We start from the raw sequence: 18602 nt of genomic DNA on the forward strand, positions 1-18602 counted from the left end.
ACTACTCCTTGTGATTGGGAATGCCGGGCCACCCTAAAGCCGATCTGGTGACACTTTGTCGTAAATGAACGCCAGATATCTGACAGTGAGACGCCCATCACCAAAATACCGGATCCGCGGACATCGAGCTGTCGCGGCGCATCGATAAAAATTTGCCGGCCGGGCCTTGAAAGGTCCCCGGGGGTCTCCATCTCTGTCGTGCTCCCGACCTGTCGGGCTTTTTCACGCGCGTTGCTGGCAGTCACCTGGTGTGAGTGCTAACATCGCCGGACTTTTTCAGACCAATCAATAACTTAAGAGGTCCCACATGAGCATCAAGCCGCTGCACGACCGCGTTGTGGTCAAGCCGATCGAAGCCGACGAAGTTTCCGCCGGTGGCATCCTGATCCCGGACTCCGCCAAGGAAAAGTCCACCAAGGGTGAAGTCGTGGCCGTGGGCCCGGGCAAGCCGCTGGACAACGGCACCGTGCGCGCTCCGTCGCTGAAGGTCGGTGACAAGGTCATCTACGGCCAGTACGCCGGCAGCTCGTACAAGAGCGAAGGCGTCGAATACAAGGTCCTGCGCGAAGACGACGTGCTCGCCGTCATCGGCTGAGCGTCGGCGCGACCTGCTTCATACCCTGATTCCAAACACCCAGCTGCCGGGCATGGCCCGGCGCTACCAATGAGGTAACTGCAATGGCTGCCAAGGATATTCGTTTCGGTGAAGACGCCCGTTCGCGCATGGTGCGCGGCGTCAACGTTCTCGCCAATGCCGTCAAGGCCACCCTGGGCCCGAAGGGCCGCAACGTCGTGCTCGAGAAGAGCTTCGGCGCCCCGACCATCACCAAGGACGGCGTGTCCGTCGCCAAGGAAATCGAACTGGCTGACAAGTTCGAGAACATGGGCGCGCAGATGGTGAAGGAAGTCGCGTCGCGTACCAACGACGACGCCGGCGACGGCACCACCACCGCCACCGTGCTGGCCCAGGCCCTGATCCGCGAAGGCGCCAAGGCCGTTGCTGCCGGCATGAACCCGATGGACCTCAAGCGCGGTATCGACAAGGCCGTCGTGGCTGCCGTCGCCGAGCTGAAGAACATCTCCAAGCCGACCGCTGACGACAAGGCCATTGCCCAGGTCGGCACGATCTCGGCCAACTCGGACGAGTCGATCGGCCAGATCATCGCCAACGCGATGAAGGAAGTCGGCAAGGAAGGCGTGATCACCGTTGAAGAAGGCTCGGGCCTGGACAACGAGCTGGACGTGGTCAAGGGCATGCAGTTCGACCGCGGCTACCTTTCCCCGTACTTCATCAACAACCAGCAGTCGCAGACCGCTGACCTGGATGACCCGTACATCCTGCTGCACGACAAGAAGATCTCCAACGTCCGTGACCTGCTGCCGGTGCTGGAAGGCGTCGCCAAGGCCGGCAAGCCGCTGCTGATCGTCGCCGAGGAAGTCGAAGGCGAAGCGCTGGCGACCCTGGTGGTCAACACCATCCGCGGCATCGTCAAGGTCGTGGCCGTCAAGGCGCCGGGCTTCGGCGACCGTCGCAAGGCGATGCTGGAAGACATGGCCGTGCTGACCGGCGGCACCGTGATCTCCGAGGAAGTCGGCCTGTCGCTGGAAAAGGCCACCATCAAGGACCTGGGCCGCGCCAAGAAGGTGCAGGTTTCCAAGGAAAACACCACCATCATCGATGGCGTGGGTGACAAGGCTGCGGTCGATTCGCGCGTTGCGCAGATCAAGACCCAGATCGAAGACACCTCCTCGGACTACGACCGCGAGAAGCTGCAGGAGCGCGTGGCCAAGCTGGCCGGTGGCGTTGCAGTGATCAAGGTCGGCGCTTCGACCGAAATCGAAATGAAGGAAAAGAAGGATCGCGTCGACGACGCCCTGCACGCTACCCGTGCAGCCGTTGAAGAAGGCGTGGTTCCGGGCGGCGGCGTTGCCCTGGTCCGTGCGGTCTCCGCGCTGGCTGGCCTGAAGGGTGCCAACGAAGACCAGAACCACGGCATCCAGATCGCCCTGCGCGCGATGGAAGCCCCGCTGCGCGAAATCGTCGCCAACGCCGGCGAAGAGCCGTCGGTCATCGTCAACAAGGTCAAGGAAGGCACTGGCAGCTTCGGCTACAACGCCGCCACCGGCGAGTTCGGTGACATGCTGCAGTTCGGCATCCTGGACCCGACCAAGGTGACCCGTTCGGCGCTGCAGAACGCAGCCTCGATCGCTGGCCTGATGATCACCACCGAAGCCATGGTTGCCGACGCTCCGAAGAAGGATGAGCCGGCCATGGGCGGCGCTGGTGGCATGGGCGGCATGGGTGGCATGGGCGGCATGGACTTCTAAGTCCCGCTGCACCGGTAGCGGCCGACCCAGGTCGGCACGCTTCCCTGCTGCAATGAAAAACCCCGCCGCAAGGCGGGGTTTTTTTTTGGCCTGCATCCACGCATGGGGTGGATCTACGGGCGCGGTGCGGGATTACCCGTCGCTACGCTGCGCGTGCTGCCGGCATGTTGTCCTGCAGCCACGCCAGGAACGCTGCCACCATCGGTCGGTCGCTGCCATCGCTGCCAGGCCGGGTCACGGCGTAGTAGGCGAAGGACTGCGGCCACGGCTGCTGCAGGACCACCTGCAGGCGACCGCTGGCCACTTCGTCGGCCACGTGGATGTCGCGCACCAGCGCGATGCCCTGGCCGGCTGCCGCCGCACGTATCAACAACAGATCGTCGTCGAAGGCGGGGCCGCGCTGCAGGCGCGCATCCTGTGGCAGGCCCAGAGCCTGGAACCACAGACGCCAGTCACTGCGTTCGCTGTCCTGCAGCAGCGGCAGCCGCAGGCAGTGCTGCACGCGGGTGATCGCTGGCACGGTTGCCAGCAGCGCGGGGCTTGCCACCGGCAGCAACGCCGGTGCCAACAGGTGCTCTGCATGCAGCCCTGGATACTGGCCCAGGCCGTGCCGGATCGCGATGTCCACGCCATCACGGCGCAGGTCCACCAGCGCGGGGCTGGCATCCAACTGCACGTCGATTTCTGGATGCCGTGCACTGAAATCGGCCAGTCGCGTCGCCAGCCAGTGCGCGGCGAAACTGGGCGCGGCGCTGATCCGCAACGATGACCTGCCTTGCCACGCTTCCAGTGCGTGCAGGCTGCTGGCGATCTGATCGAAGGCCTGACGCAGTTCCGGGTATATGCGGCTGCCGGCCGCGCTGAGCACCACGCCATGGCGGGTTCGATCGAACAGGCTGACGCCGAGCCGTTCCTGCAACTGCCGCAGCTGCTGGCTGACGGCACCGGGTGTCACGCCCATCACCTCGGCGGCCGCTGTCAGGCTGCCGTGGCGGCTGGTTTCAACGAAGGCCCGCAGGGCCAGCAAGGGCAGTACCGCACCCATCTTCCATTCTCCCGTGACGATGCAGGCGAGCCGTCGGCACGTTCACCGGCCAGCGCAAAGCACAGCATATCGGCCGGGTCGATGGCTGTCGCGCCGGTGCGCGCGATGTTGAGCTGGGCTCAACTGCAACGTCAGCAGACATCGTTTCCCACCTGCATGCCCGGTTCCTAGACTGGTTGCACGGTCGCTGCAGCGCCCTTTCCACATCGCTTCGCCCTGCCCATGGTGTGGGCGGGCAGCGCGTGTGCACCCGATTTCTGCCTCCAGGACGTTGCCGTGACCGAACCCTCGCTGCACCTGCATACCGACAGCTCACCCAATGGCTACAAGGCCACCATCGCGCTGGAGGAGCTGGGCCTGCCCTATCGCTTGCACCATGTGCGCATCGAGCAGGGTGAACATCGCCATCCCGATTTCCTGCGGCTCAATCCGCACGGTCGCATTCCGGTCCTCGAAGACCGCTCCAGGGGCATCGTGCTGTTCGAATCGGCGGCGATCCTGCTGTACCTCGCCGAGCAGGGCGGGGCATTGTTGCCACAGGCACCGGCCGCGCGCTGGGACGCCATCACCTGGCTGATGTTCCATGCCTCCAGCGTCGGTCCCATCTTCGGCCAGCGCGTGCATTTCGAACACTTCGCGCCGGAGCGCTATCTGCCGGCGATCGAGCGCTACCGGCACCTTTCCGAAGACATCTTCGCGATCCTCGATGCACGTTTGGCCGCGCGTCCCTGGTTGGCCGGCGATGACTACTCGATCGCCGACATCGCCCACTTCGGTTGGCTGCATGTGCTCCGCGTGATCGACATCGACTTCTCGCGCCATCGCCATCTTTCGGCGTGGTACCAGCGCGTAGCCGCGCGGCCCGCGGTCCAGCGTGGCGTGCTGCTGCCTGAGCCCGCGACCGGGCCTTGAGGAGATCCCTGCGATGACAACCTCCCTTTCGATCCATGGTGCTTCGGCAGCAACCTTCGCCGGCCATGCAGGCTACCAGCGCATGTTCCGCGCCGATGCGCTGACCTTGGGCATCTTCCTGCCGCTGCGCTTCTACCAGGGCGACATGGCGGTACTGCAGGGACAGACCGCGCTGGTGGAAGCCATCGACCGCCATGGCTTCGCTGCGGTCTGGGTGCGCGATGTTCCACTGTTCGATCCCCAGTTCGGTGATGCCGGACAGGTGTTCGATCCGTTCACGTATCTCGCATGGCTGGCTGCGCGCACCCATCGCGTCGCGTTGGCGACAGGCAGCGTGGTGATGCCACTGCGGCATCCCATCGACCTGGCCAAGGCTGCCGCGTCGATCGATCAGTTGTCCGCAGGGCGGCTGGTGATGGGCATCGCCTCGGGTGATCGACCGCTTGAGTTTCCCGCCTATGGCCTCGACCACGCCCAACGTGGTGAACGGTTCGCCGACGCCGTGGTGGCCTTCCGGAAATGGTTGCAGCCCGCCGACGGGGCGCTCGCCGGCCACCCCTGGGCCGCACAGGGTGTGCAGCTGCTGCCGCCGCCGGTCAGTGATCGCATTCCGCTGATCGTTACCGGTGGTGCCCGGCAGCCGTTGGAATGGATCGGCGAACACGCCGACGGCTGGCTGACCTATCCCGACGCGACCCATGACACGGCAGGACCACAGCGGCTGGCGGCGAAGATCCGCGCATGGCGGGCGCAGATTCCCGACGGCGGCTTCCGACCGCACATGACCAATGAATGGCTGGATCTGGTGGATGACCCGGACCATCCGCGCGTGCCGCTGCAGGGTGGCTACTGCCTGCGCACCGGGCGCAAGGGGCTGATCGCGCTGCTGGAAGCCTGGCAGCGTGCGGGAGTCAACCATGCCGCGCTCGGCATCCAGTTCTCGCAGCGCCCAGCTGCCGATGTGCTGCAGGAACTGGCCGAAGAGGTGCTGCCGTTGTTTCCGTCGCATCCCGGCCCACCGTCGCGGGTGATGGAATGGTAGCGATGCATTTCCGCGATTGATGATCTGCGGGCCCTGTCGGCGGCAACGGGAGGCTTGCAGTTCTTGTCACACGGATTATGATTAGTCGCCTAATCATGTATGAATTCAATATGCTTGAGTTGAAGCACCAGGCCCTCGTCGAAGAGGCGCAGCGGCGTGGTCACGCCAATGTCGCGCAGCTGCGCCTGTGCTTCCAGCTGCTCGCCTTGTCCGGTGCGATCGACCGTGACTGCGCCACACGCCTCGCGCCGCACGGTCTCAGCGAAGGCCGCTTCGTCGTGCTGTTCCTGCTGCACGGCGCAGGCGGCACGCTGCCGCCGCACGAGTTGGCCGAGCAGGCCGGTGTCACCCGCGCCACCATCAGCGGATTGCTCGATGGCCTGCAGCGTGACGGCCTGCTGCAGCGGCGCAGCGATGCCGAAGATGGTCGACGTCTGCAGATCGTGCTGACGGCGCGCGGCAAGCGCCTGGCCGGCGATCTGTTCGACCAGCACACGCAATGGATCGGTGGCCTGTTCAATGGACTGGATGTCGGCGAACAGGCGCAGTTGTCGCTGCTGTTGGAAAAGGTCTGGCGACACACCGACGCAGGTCAGGAAGCAGGTGCATGAGCACTACCATCGCCACGGCACGCCTGCAGGCACTCAACGCAGGTAGCACCGCCAGCACGCATCTGGCCGAGTGCCTGGCGGTGGACTTCGCTGCGTTGCTGCAGGCGGTGGCACCGACCTTGCCACCGTCCGCGATACAGCGCATGCACACCGCCGCAGGCAAGGGAATCACCCAACGCATGGCCTTGGCTGCAGCGCTACTGCGCGAGGCAGAGCAGGGCGAAGTGCAGCACTGGCAGGCGCATCCATCCGACACCGTGCGCGGGTGGGCGTGCTATCTGATCGGCGCTGACGCGCAGGCGGCATTGGCTGACAAGCTGCAGGTGATGCATCCGCTGGCAGATGATCCGCACTTCGGTGTGCGCGAATGGGCATGGTTGGCGCTGCGCAGCGATATCGTCGACGCACCACTTGAGGCGCTCGCCCTGCTGCAACCCTGGGCGCAGCAGCCTTCGCCGCATCTGCGCCGCTTCGCGTGTGAGGCGCTGCGTCCTCGCGGTGTCTGGGCCACGCATATTGCGCTGTTCAAGCAGTAGCCCGAGCACGTGCTGCCCTTGCTGGAAGCATTGGCCGATGATCCAGAGCGCTACGTTCAGGACTCGGTTGGCAACTGGTTGAACGACGCTGGCAAAAGCCAACCCGATTGGGTGCGCGATGTCTGCACGCAGTGGCAGTCAACCCGCGACAGCGTCGCCAACGCGTACATCCGCAAGCGTGCGCTGCGCTCGCTGTAACCCCGCACCGTTCACCCGTTTCCCGGTAATGCCGGCGGCTGGCCGGCAACTCATGTCACGCCCGTTCCCCGGTAGTGCCGGCCGCTGGCCGGCAACCCATGTCACGCCCGTTTCCCGGTAGTGCCGGCCGCTGGCCGGCAAGCCCATGACCCTCAAGGAAGGCCCCATGTCCCACCTCCTCATCGAGCTGTACACCGCAACGCCGACCTGGAAAGCGTTGTCCGCCGAACAGCGGAACACCTTCTTCACCCGTATCGGCGCCGGCATGCAGCAACTCGACCCTGCATGCGTCGCACCGTTGGCGATGGGCCGCGTGGCCAGCGAGGTGCCACATGCCAGCGCCGAGCAGTACTACGCGGTCTGGCAGTGCGCCAGCCGTGCCGATGCCGATGCCTTGATGGACGCCATCAGTGCCACCGGCTGGCATGACTACTTCGCCACCCAATGCCGCGGGCGCAGTGGATGCGATGGCCCAGCACCTGGCGGACCTCGCAGCGCTGTAATGCGGCCTGCGGTGGCACATGCGCGTGTCATCCATTCCGGGTAAAGATGGCGCTCGGCCGTATCCATCCGCAGGGAAGTCGAGCATGCAGAGCAAGATCCAGGTGACGTTGTACGGAGCGCTGGGCAGCAGTCCTGCGCTGCAGGTACCCGGCCTGGAAGGGCCGGTGGTCGCCATCCAGGAAGCCACCCTGCGGCAGCTGGTGTCCGATCTGTATACGGCCCGATCCATGCTCAACCCCGAACAGCTGGATGAGGCCAGGCAGGAACTGGACCGCGTTGTGGAGCGCTGGGTGGACATCCACGAGACGCTGTTGTTGGACGTGGAAGTGCATGGCAGCCGATAGTCCGCTGAACCGCGCCCGCAGTTGCGGATGAAACAGTTGGCACCTGCCAAAACCCTGTGTTATCAATAGATCCCATGAACGCAACCCACGCCAGCTTTTATTGGTATTACTTTCCGAAGCCCCCGGCGGAGGAAGGATTGCGCTCACCCTGAAGAAAGCTTCAGACGCATTCCCGAAAGCCGCCAGCGAACCTGGCGGCTTTTTTCATGTCGCCACGCTGCGGACCCCCAACATTCCGTAGAGACCCCCGCCATGCCCCCGCACACCGACGACCTGCGTATCCGCACCATCGAACCGCTGACACCGCCTGCCCAGCTGCTGGCGATGCTGCCCTGTGATGACGAAGCCTCCGACACCGTCAGCGCCTCGCGCGCGGCCCTGCACCAGATCCTGCACGGCCGCGACGACCGCCTGGCCGTGGTGGTCGGGCCATGCTCGATCCACGACCCGAAAGCCGCCATCGAATACGCCCAGCGCCTGAAGCCACTGCGCGATGCACTGGCCGGTGAACTGGAAATCGTCATGCGCGTGTACTTCGAAAAGCCGCGTACCACGGTGGGCTGGAAGGGCCTGATCAACGATCCGGACCTGGATGGCAGCTTCAAGATCGACAAGGGCCTGCGCATCGCCCGCGGCCTGCTGCGCGACATCAACAAGCTCGGCCTGCCTGCCGGTGTCGAGTTCCTCGATGTGATCTCGCCGCAGTACATCGCCGACCTGGTGGCATGGGGCGCGATCGGTGCACGCACCACCGAAAGCCAGGTGCATCGCGAGCTTGCGTCGGGGTTGTCGTGCCCGGTCGGCTTCAAGAACGGCACGGACGGCAACGTCAAGATCGCCGCCGATGCCGTGGGTGCAGCTTCGAACCCGCATCACTTCCTGTCGGTCACCAAGCAGGGCGGCACGGCCATCGTCTCCACCACCGGCAATCCGGACTGCCATGTGATCCTGCGTGGTGGCAAGCAGCCGAACTACGATGCGGCCAGCGTCGCCGAAGCCTGCCAGGCGCTGGCCAAGGCCAAGCTGCCGACGCGGCTGATGATCGACGCCAGCCACGCCAACAGCCTGAAGAACCATGAGAACCAGCCGAAGGTGATCGAAGACATCGCCACCCAGCTGGAAGACGGCGAGCAGCGCATCGTCGGCGTGATGGTTGAAAGCCATCTGGTCGGTGGCCGTCAGGAGCTGGTCGAAGGCCAGCCGCTGGTCTACGGCCAGAGCATCACCGATGGCTGCATCGACTGGGACACCACCGTGACGGTGCTGGAGCGGCTGGCTGCGGCCGTGCGCGCCCGTCGCGAAGTGAAGGTGTCCGAAGCCGCCTGACGGCGGCACGTGTGTGGATGGCGGCCAGCGCCTGCGGGGGTGCGGCCGCGATCAGGGCCGGTCGGAGTTGGAGACCGGCCCGTCTGCACCGGCGATGCGCCTGGCGCTGCGTATGTACGACAGCGCCAGGTACATCGCCGGGGTGGTGTGAACCCCGACCCGGTTATGTAGATCCACGCCACGCGTGGATGAAGCCGCCCCGCTCAACGCCCCGCCCGCATCCTCGCCAACGCCAGATACATCGCCGGTGTCGTGTACAGCGTCAGCCATTGGCTGACCAGCAGCCCGCCGACAATGGCGATGCCCAGCGGCTGCCGCAGCTCCCAGCCTTCGCCGTTGGCCAGCATCAGCGGCAACGTGCCCAGTAGTGCCGCCAGCGAGGTCATCAGGATCGGCCGCAGGCGCAGTCGTGCAGCTTCCATCACCGCATCGCGCGCACTCAGCCCGCGGCGTTCGCCGGCCAATGCGAAGTCGACCAGCAGGATGGTGTTCTTCATCACCACACCCACCAGCAGGAACAGCCCCAGCAACGCGATCAGGTTCAGTTCGTTGCCGAACAGCCACAGCGCCAGCAGCGCACCGATACCGGCCGACGGCAGCGTGGACAGGATCACCAAGGGCTGCAGGAAGCTCTCGTAGAGGATGCCCAGCACCAGGTACACCGCCAGCGTGGCACCCAGTACCAGCCACAACTGGCGCGACCGCAACTGCTCCAGGCCGCCGGCCTCGCCGGACAGCTTGGCCTGCACGGAGCGAGGCAGCATCAGTTTGGCCATCGCAGCATCAATGGCCTGCGTGGCCTGCTCCAGGCCCACGCCCGGCGCCAGCGCGAACTCGATCCAGATCGAGGCGAACTGCTCGCTGTGGTACACGCGGTCCGGCGCCATGCCGTAGCGCCAGCTGGCGATGCTCGACAGCGGAATGCGCTGGCCGCCGCCATCGATCACCTGCAACCGTGCCAGCGTGCCCGGGTCCTGGGTGTGCTTCGGGTCCAGCTCCATCACCACCCGGTACTGGTTGAGGCTGTCGTACAACGTGGCGACCTGGCGCTGGCTGAAGGAGTTGTTGAGCATGTTGGCCACGGTGCGCAGGTCCACGCCGTGGCGCGCGGCGGCCTCGCGGTCGATGTCCAGCATCACCTGGCGCATGCCGGCCTCGCCCTGCGCTTCCACGTCCACCAGTTCCGGCAGGCCACGCAGTGCAGCAGCGACCTTCGGTGCCCATTGGCGCAGTGGCGCGGTATCAGCCGACAGCAGCTGGAACTCGTACTTGCCACTGCTACCCGCGCCTTCCAGGCGGATGTCCTGGTCCACCCACAGATAGAGGTTGCCCCCGGGCAACTTGGGCAGGCGTGCACGCAGGCGGTCGATCACCTGCTGGCTGGAGACGCCGCGTTCGGCCAGCGGCTTCATCTTGATCATGATGAAGGCGTTGTTGACCCCGTTGCTGCCACCGATATAGCCGATGATGTCCTCGATGGCCGGGTCGGACAGCAGCAGTTTGCGGTAGGCATCGATCTTCGGCTGCATCGCCTGGAAAGACAGGCCGTCATCGCCACGCGCGAAGCCGCGCAGCTGTGCGGTGTCCTGCTGCGGCACGATGCCCTTGGGTACCTGCTGGAACAGCCAGACATTGAGTGCGATCACTGCCACGAAGGCCAGCAGGGGCCAGCGCAGTTGCCGCAGGCTGGCCTGCAGGGTACGCAGATAGGCGCCACGCACGCGCTCGAACAGCGCATTGCTGCCGCGCTGCCAGCGCGAGGGCTGTTGTGCGTCATCGACGAACAGGCGCGCACACAGCATCGGCACCAGGCTGAGTGCCACCAGCACCGACACCGTCATCGCCGCCACCAGGGTCAGCGAGAATTCGCGGAACAGGCGCTCGACGAAATCGTCCAGGAACAGGATCGAAACAAACACCACCGCCAGCGCCAGGTTCATCGACAGCAACGTAGCGCCCACTTCCGATGCACCGCGCACCGCCGCCTGCCAGCGGTCGGCGCCCAGTTCGCGATGGCGCGCGATGTTCTCCAGCACCACGATGGCGTCGTCCACCACCAGTACCGCCGCCACGATCAGGGCCATCAGCGAGAGCGTATTGAGCGAGAAGCCCATCAGCGCGATCAACGCCAGCGTGCCGAACAGCACCACCGGAATCGCCACACTGGGTACCAGTGCCGCACGCCAGTGGCCGAGGAAGCCGAGCACCACCAGCACCACCAGCGCGATCGCCAGCAGCAGGGTCACTTCTGCTTCGTGCAGGGTGGCGCGGATCACCGGCGAGCGGTCCATCACCAGCCGCATGTCCACCGTGCTCGGCAGCAGGGCGTGCAGCTGCGGCAGCTGTGCCTGGATCGCATCTACGGTGGCGATGATGTTGGCGCCGGGCTGGCGGCTGACGATCAGCAGCACGGCGGGGCGTTCGTTGTGGAAGCCACTGGCATAGCGGTCCTCCACGCCATCGGCGACGGCGGCGACATCGCCCAGCCGCAGCAGGCGATCATCGCTGGCCTTCAGCGCCAGCTCGCGATACTGCGCGGCTTGGCGCAGCTGCAGCGGCGCCTCCAGTTGCCAGTGCTGCTGCGCGCCTGCGACTGCACCCAATGGACGCACCGCGTTGGCGCGGCTGATTGCCTGTGCCACGTCCTCCAGCGCCAGCCCTGCGTGATTGAGGGCATTCGGGTCCAGCGATACGCGAACCGCCGGCAGCGCGCTGCCGCCTACCTGCACTTCGCCCACGCCGGGTACCTGCGACAGCTTCTGCGCCAGCACGGTCGAACCCAGGTCGTACAGCTGGCCCGGCGAGAGCGTGTCGGAAGTCAGCGCCAGCGCCAGGATCGGTGCCTGCGATGGGTTGACCTTGCGGTACTGCGGCATGCCGGGCATGCCGCTGGGTAGCTGGCCGCGAGCGAGGTTGATCGCGGCCTGCACCTCGCGCGCGGCCTCGTCGATATCGCGGCCGAGCACGAACTTCAATTCGATCTCGGTCTGCCCCTGGGTGCTGGCCGAATCGATGCGCGAGATGCCGGGCAGGCTGCCCAGCGCACGCTCCAGCGGCGTGGCCACGGTCGCCGCCATCGATTCGGGCGAGGCGCCGGGCAGGCTGGCGCTGACTTCAATGGCGGGATAGTCGACCTGGGGCAGCGGTGCCACCGGCAGCAGGCGCAGCGCCAGCAGGCCGGCCAGTACCAGCGCCACCGCCAACAGGATGGTCGCCACCGGACGCTGCACGCAGGCCTGTGCCAGGCGTGCCACAGGGGTCATGCCCGGGCCTCGTCTGCTGTTGCCGGTGCCGCCGCGCGGCGACGCTGCAGACGGTCGAAGGCCAGATAGATCACCGGCGTGGTGAACAGGGTCAACACCTGGCTGACCATCAGGCCACCCACCATCACCCAGCCCAGCGGTTGCCGCAGCTCGGCGCCCGAGCCAGTGGCCAGCATCAGCGGTACCGCACCGAACAACGCCGCCAGGGTGGTCATCAGGATCGGCCGGAAGCGCAGCAGCGCCGCCTGGTGGATCGCTTCACGCGGAATCATGCCGCGTGTGCGCTGCGCGTCCAGCGCGAAGTCGATCATCATGATCGCGTTCTTCTTCACCAGCCCTATCAGCAGCACGATGCCGATCACTGCGATCAGGTCCAGGCTGCGTCCGCTCACCCACAACGCGGCCAAGGCGCCCACGGTTGCCGAGGGCAATGTGGAGAGGATGGTGATGGGATGGATGAAGCTCTCGTAGAGCACGCCCAGCACGATGTACATCACCACCACGGCGGCAAGGATCAGCCACAGCGTGCTCGACAGCGAGCTGCTGAAGGCCGCCGCCGCACCCTGCAGGCGCAGCTCGATGCTCTGCGGCAATGCCACCTGCGCCTGCGCGGCATGCACCGCATCCACCGCTTCACCCAGCGATGCACCGGGCGCAAGGTTGAACGACAGCGTGGCCGCCGGGAACTGGCCGACATGGTTGCGCAGCAGCGCCGTCGGCCCCTGTTCGACGCGCGCCACCGCCCCCAGCGGCACGGTCTGGCCGTTGCTGTTGCGCACGCGCAGGCCGGTGATCGCCTCCGGCCCCGGTTGCCGCGCCGGATCGGCCTCCAGCACCACCCGGTACTGGCTGGCCTGGGTGAAGATGGTCGAGATCTGCCGTTGCCCGTAGGCGTCGTACAGTGCGTCGGCCACCGCTTCCACACTCACGCCCAGGCGTGCGGCGGCATCGCGGTCGATGCTCACCTTGGCCTGTCGGCCCTGCATCTGCAGGTCGCTGGCCACATCGCGCAGCGCGGGCGACTGGCGCAGCGCGTGCAGCAGCTTCGGTGTCCAGGTTTCCAGCGTCTGCAGATCCGGTGTGGTCAGGGTGAACTGGTACTGATTGCGGCTGATGCGATCTTCGATACCCAGCTCCTGCACCGGTTGCAGATACAGGGTGATGCCGGGAATTCTGGCCACGCGCTGCTGCAGCCGCGCCATCACCACGTCGGCGCTCTCGCGCTCGCCGTGTGGTTTCAGTTCGATCAGCAGGCGGCCGGTGTTGAGGGCGGCATTGTTGCCGTCCACGCCGATGTAGGAGGACAGGCTGGCCACGGCCGGGTCCTGTTCGATGGCCGTGGCCAGGGCAAGCTGGCGCTCGCGCATGGCCTGGAACGAGATCGCCTGCGGGGCTTCGCTGATGCCCTGGACCAGGCCGGCATCCTGCACCGGGAAGAAGCCCTTGGGCACGGCGAAATACAGCGCCACGGTGAGCGCAAGCGTGGCCACCGTCGCCAGCAGCATCAGTGGCTGGCGCTGCAGTACCCAGCGCAGCTGGCGGTCGTAGAGGGCAATGATGCGATCGAAGACATCGGGCTTTGGGGTCGGAGCCCTGACGGGATCCGACCCCGCCAGGGTCAGATCCCCTTGGGGCTCTGACCCCTTGGCTTGCGGCTTCAGAAAGCGCGCGCACAACATCGGCGTCAAGGTCAGCGACACCAGCAGCGAAATGCCGATGGCCACCGCCAGCGTCACCGCGAACTCATGGAACAGCGCGCCCACCAGGTCGGCCATGAACAGCAACGGGATCAGCACGGCGATCAACGAGACCGTCAGCGACACCAGGGTGAAGCCAATCTCGCTGGCACCCTTCAACGCCGCCTCGCGCGGGCTTTCGCCGTCTTCCAGGTGGCGGGCGATGTTTTCCAGCATCACGATCGCATCGTCCACCACGAAGCCGGTGGCAATGGTCAGCGCCATCAGCGTGAGGTTGTTGAGCGAATAGCCGGCCAGCAGCATCACCGCGAACGTACCGATCAGCGACAGCGGCACCGCCACGCTGGGAATCAGCGTGGCCGGCAGGTTGCGCAGGAACACCCAGGTCACCAGCACCACCAGCGCGATGGCCAGTACCAGTTCCTTCTGTACGCCGCGCACGGACGCTCGGATCGATTCTGTGCGGTCGCTGAGCACGGTCATCTGCACGCCGGCCGGCAGCGTGGCCTGCAGCTGCGGCAGCAACGCACGCACCTGTTCGACCACGGCGATGACGTTCGCGCCGGGTTGGCGCTGGATGTTCACCAGTACCGCCGGGGTGGTGCCGCTCCATGCCGCCAGCTGGCGGTTCTCGGCGCCGTCGGTGATGGTCGCCACATCGCCCAGCCGCAGCGGTGCGCCCTCACGCCAGGCCAGCACCAGCGCGCGGTACTCGGCAACGCTGCGCATCTGGTCGTTGGCATCGAGCATCACCGCGCGGATCGGGCCATCGAAGCTGCCCTTGGGCAGATTGACGTTGGCCGCGGCGATCGCGGTGCGGATGTGGTCCATGCCCAGGTTGTTGGCGGCCAGTGCGCCCGGATTGACCTGGATGCGCACGGCCGGGCGCTGGCCACCGGCCAGGCTCACCAGACCAACACCAGGCAGCTGCGCCAGCCGCTGCGCGATGCGGGTGTCGACCAGATCGTGCACCTGCGGCAGCGACAGGCCCTGCGAGGTCACCGCCAGGGTCAGGATCGGCGTGTCGGCCGGATTGACCTTGCGGTACACCGGCGGCACCGGCAGGTCACCGGGCAGGAAGCTGCCGGCCGCGTTGATCGCCGCCTGCACGTCCTGTTCGGCCACGCCCAGCGACACCTCCAGGCCGAACTGCAGGGTGATCACCGAGGCGCCGCCGGAACTGGTGGACGACAGCTGTTTCAGGCCGGGAATCTGCCCGAGCTGGCGCTCCAGCGGCGCAGTGATGGTGCGCGTGGTCAGCTCGGGGCTGGCACCGGGGTACAGCGTGGTGATCTGGATGATCGGGTAGTCGACCTGCGGCAGCGCTGCCACCGGCAGCAGGCGATAGGCCAGCACGCCGGACAGCAGCAGCGCCACCATCAGCAACGTGGTGGCCACCGGGCGCAGGATGAAGGCGCGCGAGAGGTTCATGCGCCGGCCTTGGTCGATGCCTCCTCGGTGATGATCTCCACCGCGGTGCCGTCTTCCAGCCCGTCAATGCCTTCGATCACCACCTTGTCACCGGCCACCAGACCGGACCGCACCGCAACGCGACCGTCATCGGCCGGGCCGAGTACCACTGGGCGCCGTTGTGCCTTGTTGTCCTTGTCGATGATGTGCACGTAGTTGCCTTGGCTGCCGAACTGCACGGCGGCATCGGGAACCAGCAGCGCGGGGTGCTCACCCAGCTGCAGGCGCACATTGACGAACTGGTTGGGGAACAGCGCCTGATCGGCGTTGTCGAACTGCGCGCGCAGCTTCAGTGTGCCGGTGGCGGTATCGATGCGGTTGTCGACGCTGGACAGGGTGCCGCTGGCGAGCTGCCGGCGTTCTTCGCGGTCCCAGCTTTCCACCGCCAGCGCCGGCTGCGCCTGTACGGCTTCGAGCAGCGCGGGAAGCTCCGGCTCGGGCACGGTGAACAACACGCTGATCGGCGCCGTCTGCGCCAGCGTGACCAGGCCTTCGGCATCGCTGGCATGCACCAGGTTGCCTACGTCCAAACGCCGCAGGCCGACACGCCCGCTGACAGGGGCGACGATGCGCGTGTACTGCAGTTGCAGTCGTGCTTCATCCACCGATGCCTGGTCGCTGAGGCGACGCCCCTGCAGCTGCCGTACCTTGCTCTGCTGGTCGCTCAGTTCCTGCGCGGACACGTAGTTCTGGCGCTGCAGTTCGCGGTAACGCTGCAGCTGGCGCTCGGCATTCTCCAGCTCGGCCAGGTTCTGCTGCTGCGTACCCTGTGCGTGCGCAAGCTTCACCTGGTAGGGGCGCGGATCGATCTGCGCCAGCAGGTCACCGGCCTTGACCTGCTGACCCTCCTGGAAATGCAGGCGCATCAGTTCGCCGTCCACGCGGCTGCGCACCACCACGCTGTGCAGCGGGGTGACCGTACCGACGGCCTTCATCCGCAGCACCAGCGGTTCGGCGCTGGCGCGGGCGATGCGTACCGGCACTGCCTTGCCGCCACCGGCTTCTTTGCCACCGTCCGCCTCGGCATGCGGCCACAGCCACCACGCCAGGCCAGCGACAAGGGCAAGACCGGCAACGACCAACAGCGGACGGGCACGGCGAAAGCGGGAGTTTTCGGCGACAGACATGGGGCATCCTGCGCCCTGCGTGCACGCAGGGTCATGCGGGCCCGTCGGCACCACGAAGGGCCACGGGCAGCGGGGAGGGGGATTGTCTGGCGGGGCCGTGGACGCGGCGTGGCTGGATGCCGTCGCGCGTGCGACGGGGCGCCAATGGTAGCGGTTTACGCGGGCCGTCGCCGCGTGACCTTGGTCATGCGACCCAGCCGGAAATGCCGGCCAGCGGCCGGCACTACCCTCAAGGGCTCAATGCACTTCGTCGTGGTACACGAACTTCGGCATTTCCCAGCAGTAGTGGATTGCCAGCAGGCGCACGGCAAACCCACCACCCAGGCAGCACAGGATCGCCGTGGCATCGGCCACACCCCAGTGCAGCAACAGCAGATACACCGCACCGGTCAGCAGCGAGATGATCGCGTACAGCTCTTTCTGGAAGATCAGCGGCACCTCGTTGCAGAGGATGTCGCGCAGCACGCCGCCGAAGGCGCCGGTGAGCATGCCGGCGATCAGCACGATCGGCAGCGCATGGCCAGCCTCGCGCGCGATCGAGCAGCCGATCAGGGTGAAGGCGATCAGGCCCAGCCCGTCCAGCACCAGGAACGTGCGGCGGAAGTGATGCATCCAGCGCGCCACCCAGGTGGCGATCAGCGCCGCGCACACGGTGAAGCCCAGGTACTCAGGATGCTTCACCCAGCCCAGTGGATAGTGGCCGAGCAGGATGTCGCGCAGCGAGCCGCCACCGAGGGCGGTGACACAGGCGATCATGACCACGCCGAACAGGTCCATGCGGCGGCGGCCCGCAGACAGGGCGCCGGTCATGGCTTCGGCGGAAATGGCGATCAGGTAGATGATGGACAGCAGCATGGGACAGGCTCCGGGCGCGGTGGGGCCGGCCATGCGCGACCACCGCCGTTGCCTGCGCAACGACGGGATGACGATGACCGGTGCCGCTCCCGCTGTCCTTTTGCCTGAGAGTTCAGCGGCGTGAACCGCGTGCCCCTTCGGCGGATCGTCCCGGGCATGCCCGGTGACCTCTCTCCAGCTCGGCGAGTCGAATGCATGGTTGGTGGGATTCCAGCCCACCGGCCTGAGCGATCATGGGAGCCTGCGCCTTCGGCGGGCGCCAGCGCGGCGCCTCTCTCCTGCATTCGGTCGCCAGTATATCCGCTGCAGTGCAGCACGGCATAATCCGGCCATGGTTTCGCCTTCCCGCCCGTGGTTCCTGTATCTGCTCGAATGCCGCGATGGCAGCTATTACGCCGGCATCAGCACCGACGTGCAGGCCCGTTTCGCCGCCCACCAGGCCGGCAAGGGAGCCCGTTACACCCGATCGCGGCCGCCGCTGCGGGTGCTGGCGGTGCGCGAATACCCGGACAGGGCAACGGCCTCGCGCGCCGAATGGGAGCTCAAGCAGCAGCCGCGCGAACGCAAGCTGGCGTGGCTGCAGGCGCCGGCCGAGGCTGTTCTGTAGAGCCGAGCCCATGCTCGGCTGCTGCACTCGGCGACGGGCATCAGCCGAGCATGGGCTCGGCTCTACAACATCGCCGGTAGATCCACGCCATGCGTGGATGGGGCACATCCGGCCATGCCATGATCGCCCAGCCCTCAGCGCTGGAGACCCGGATGTCCACCGTTGCCCTGTTGTTCGCACTGTCCGCAGGTGCAAGCCCCGCCGCCGACGCCACCACGATCGCCGCCATCGAAGCGACCTGCCACGACTACGTCGACGGACAGCTGGAAGCCGACCCGCAGCGCGTCGCCCGTTCCCTGCATCCGGACCTGGCCAAGCGCGCGGTGCTCGGTGATACGCCCGACGAACGCCTCGGCCTGCGCCGGATGTCGAAGGAAGAACTGGTTGCGTTGACCAAGCAGGGCGCGTTGAAGACACCGAAGGATCAATGGGACCGCCGCTGCACGGTGCTGGACGTGACCGGCAATGCGGCGTCGGTGCGGCTGGAAACGCCGTGGTTCGTCGACTACTTCCACATGGGTCGCTTCGACCAGCGCTGGGTCATCGTCAACGCGTTGTGGTACCCGAAGCCGAAGTAGAGCCCCCCATGCGTGGCTGCGCTACATGCAACCTGCACAGAAACTCATCCACGCATGGCGTGGATCTACTGTGCCGGTCGAGGACGCGCCCACGGCACTACCTATCGCGAAGATTTCTGCCGGACATGAGCGGGTGCCCAGCGGCCCGATGAAGCAGTA

The 18602-nt window shown here is 66.3% G+C and carries 15 protein-coding genes, 1 pseudogene and 2 riboswitches; of the genes and pseudogenes, 11 read left to right on the forward strand and 5 right to left on the reverse strand.

The window, feature by feature from the left end; genetic code table 11:
* Window positions 1-307 precede the first annotated feature (307 nt).
* Complete coding sequence (locus AC27VL_RS07815) at window positions 308-595, forward strand: co-chaperone GroES (RefSeq protein WP_089237231.1); 288 nt, start codon at window positions 308-310, stop codon at window positions 593-595.
* A gap of 83 nt (window positions 596-678) precedes the next feature.
* Entirely contained in the window at window positions 679-2328 is a 1650-nt protein-coding gene (gene groL / locus AC27VL_RS07820) for a chaperonin GroEL (protein WP_025878650.1), read from the forward strand.
* A 142-nt stretch (window positions 2329-2470) separates the two neighbouring features.
* On the opposite strand, the gene AC27VL_RS07825 is transcribed toward groL, so the two are convergent.
* Window positions 2471-3373 carry a LysR substrate-binding domain-containing protein gene (locus tag AC27VL_RS07825; protein ID WP_488765966.1) on the reverse strand — a complete coding sequence of 301 codons (903 nt, stop codon included), beginning with the start codon at window positions 3371-3373 and terminating at the stop codon, window positions 2471-2473.
* 276 nt (window positions 3374-3649) lie between these two features.
* On the opposite strand from AC27VL_RS07825, the gene AC27VL_RS07830 reads away from it, so the two are divergent.
* The 7 genes and pseudogenes from AC27VL_RS07830 (at window position 3650) to AC27VL_RS07860 (ending at window position 8846) form a co-directional block, all read left to right on the forward strand.
* Window positions 3650-4285 (forward strand): glutathione S-transferase family protein, encoded by a 636-nt coding sequence (locus AC27VL_RS07830; protein ID WP_100554225.1) that lies wholly within the window; start codon window positions 3650-3652, stop codon window positions 4283-4285.
* Between the two features lie 13 nt (window positions 4286-4298).
* Entirely contained in the window at window positions 4299-5327 is a 1029-nt protein-coding gene (locus tag AC27VL_RS07835) for an LLM class oxidoreductase (RefSeq protein WP_488765967.1), read from the forward strand.
* Window positions 5328-5437: 110 nt separating this feature from the next.
* Window positions 5438-5938 (forward strand): MarR family winged helix-turn-helix transcriptional regulator, encoded by a 501-nt coding sequence (locus AC27VL_RS07840; RefSeq protein WP_488765968.1) that lies wholly within the window; start codon window positions 5438-5440, stop codon window positions 5936-5938.
* Window positions 5935-6672: pseudogene (locus AC27VL_RS07845) on the forward strand (DNA alkylation repair protein). Before AC27VL_RS07840 ends, AC27VL_RS07845 begins: the two are co-directional and overlap by 4 nt.
* 166 nt (window positions 6673-6838) lie before the next feature.
* Window positions 6839-7219 (forward strand): DUF6616 family protein, encoded by a 381-nt coding sequence (locus tag AC27VL_RS07850; RefSeq protein ID WP_488765969.1) that lies wholly within the window; start codon window positions 6839-6841, stop codon window positions 7217-7219.
* A gap of 40 nt (window positions 7220-7259) precedes the next feature.
* The gene (locus AC27VL_RS07855; RefSeq protein WP_089237217.1) at window positions 7260-7520 is read left to right on the forward strand and encodes a hypothetical protein; all 261 of its coding nucleotides are present in this window, start codon (window positions 7260-7262) and stop codon (window positions 7518-7520) included.
* Between the two features lie 252 nt (window positions 7521-7772).
* On the forward strand, window positions 7773-8846 hold the full coding sequence (locus AC27VL_RS07860) for a 3-deoxy-7-phosphoheptulonate synthase (protein WP_487813497.1): 1074 nt from the start codon (window positions 7773-7775) through the stop codon (window positions 8844-8846).
* 203 nt (window positions 8847-9049) lie between these two features.
* On the opposite strand, the gene AC27VL_RS07865 is transcribed toward AC27VL_RS07860, so the two are convergent.
* The 4 genes from AC27VL_RS07865 to AC27VL_RS07880 form a co-directional block, all read right to left on the reverse strand.
* Window positions 9050-12109 carry an efflux RND transporter permease subunit gene (locus tag AC27VL_RS07865; RefSeq protein WP_488765970.1) on the reverse strand — a complete coding sequence of 1020 codons (3060 nt, stop codon included), beginning with the start codon at window positions 12107-12109 and terminating at the stop codon, window positions 9050-9052.
* Complete coding sequence (locus AC27VL_RS07870) at window positions 12106-15237, reverse strand: multidrug efflux RND transporter permease subunit (RefSeq protein ID WP_488765971.1); 3132 nt, start codon at window positions 15235-15237, stop codon at window positions 12106-12108. Before AC27VL_RS07870 ends, AC27VL_RS07865 begins: the two co-directional genes overlap by 4 nt.
* Complete coding sequence (locus AC27VL_RS07875; RefSeq protein ID WP_488765972.1) at window positions 15234-16403, reverse strand: MdtA/MuxA family multidrug efflux RND transporter periplasmic adaptor subunit; 1170 nt, start codon at window positions 16401-16403, stop codon at window positions 15234-15236. Before AC27VL_RS07875 ends, AC27VL_RS07870 begins: the two co-directional genes overlap by 4 nt.
* 237 nt (window positions 16404-16640) lie before the next feature.
* A complete protein-coding gene (locus tag AC27VL_RS07880) occupies window positions 16641-17258 on the reverse strand; it encodes a trimeric intracellular cation channel family protein (RefSeq protein ID WP_488765973.1) in 618 nt (205 codons plus the stop codon).
* 82 nt (window positions 17259-17340) lie between these two features.
* Window positions 17341-17446, reverse strand: a riboswitch (glycine riboswitch).
* Between the two features lie 13 nt (window positions 17447-17459).
* Window positions 17460-17549: riboswitch (glycine riboswitch) on the reverse strand.
* 40 nt (window positions 17550-17589) lie between these two features.
* Between AC27VL_RS07880 and AC27VL_RS07885 the strand changes: the two genes are divergently transcribed.
* Both AC27VL_RS07885 and AC27VL_RS07890 read left to right on the forward strand, forming a co-directional pair.
* Entirely contained in the window at window positions 17590-17865 is a 276-nt protein-coding gene (locus AC27VL_RS07885; RefSeq protein ID WP_089237208.1) for a GIY-YIG nuclease family protein, read from the forward strand.
* A 152-nt stretch (window positions 17866-18017) separates the two neighbouring features.
* Entirely contained in the window at window positions 18018-18443 is a 426-nt protein-coding gene (locus AC27VL_RS07890; RefSeq protein ID WP_488765974.1) for a nuclear transport factor 2 family protein, read from the forward strand.
* The last annotated feature ends 159 nt before the right edge of the window (window positions 18444-18602 follow it).

The sequence above is a fragment of the Stenotrophomonas sp. 14P6.2.3 genome (assembly GCF_057799055.1).

Bases quoted from the DNA above. Each gene is read 5' to 3' on its own strand.
- AC27VL_RS07890 (WP_488765974.1), top strand. From the start codon at position 18,018: ATGTCCACCGTTGCCCTGTTGTTCGCACTGTCCGCAGGTGCAAGCCCC.
- AC27VL_RS07855 (WP_089237217.1), top strand. From the start codon at position 7,260: ATGCAGAGCAAGATCCAGGTGACGTTGTACGGAGCGCTGGGCAGCAGT.
- AC27VL_RS07815 (WP_089237231.1), top strand. From the start codon at position 308: ATGAGCATCAAGCCGCTGCACGACCGCGTTGTGGTCAAGCCGATCGAA.
- AC27VL_RS07825 (WP_488765966.1), bottom strand. From the start codon at position 3,373: ATGGGTGCGGTACTGCCCTTGCTGGCCCTGCGGGCCTTCGTTGAAACC.
- AC27VL_RS07860 (WP_487813497.1), top strand. From the start codon at position 7,773: ATGCCCCCGCACACCGACGACCTGCGTATCCGCACCATCGAACCGCTG.
- groL (WP_025878650.1), top strand. From the start codon at position 679: ATGGCTGCCAAGGATATTCGTTTCGGTGAAGACGCCCGTTCGCGCATG.
- AC27VL_RS07885 (WP_089237208.1), top strand. From the start codon at position 17,590: ATGGTTTCGCCTTCCCGCCCGTGGTTCCTGTATCTGCTCGAATGCCGC.
- AC27VL_RS07835 (WP_488765967.1), top strand. From the start codon at position 4,299: ATGACAACCTCCCTTTCGATCCATGGTGCTTCGGCAGCAACCTTCGCC.
- AC27VL_RS07840 (WP_488765968.1), top strand. From the start codon at position 5,438: ATGCTTGAGTTGAAGCACCAGGCCCTCGTCGAAGAGGCGCAGCGGCGT.
- AC27VL_RS07880 (WP_488765973.1), bottom strand. From the start codon at position 17,258: ATGCTGCTGTCCATCATCTACCTGATCGCCATTTCCGCCGAAGCCATG.
- AC27VL_RS07870 (WP_488765971.1), bottom strand. From the start codon at position 15,237: ATGAACCTCTCGCGCGCCTTCATCCTGCGCCCGGTGGCCACCACGTTG.
- AC27VL_RS07875 (WP_488765972.1), bottom strand. From the start codon at position 16,403: ATGTCTGTCGCCGAAAACTCCCGCTTTCGCCGTGCCCGTCCGCTGTTG.
- AC27VL_RS07865 (WP_488765970.1), bottom strand. From the start codon at position 12,109: ATGACCCCTGTGGCACGCCTGGCACAGGCCTGCGTGCAGCGTCCGGTG.
- AC27VL_RS07850 (WP_488765969.1), top strand. From the start codon at position 6,839: ATGTCCCACCTCCTCATCGAGCTGTACACCGCAACGCCGACCTGGAAA.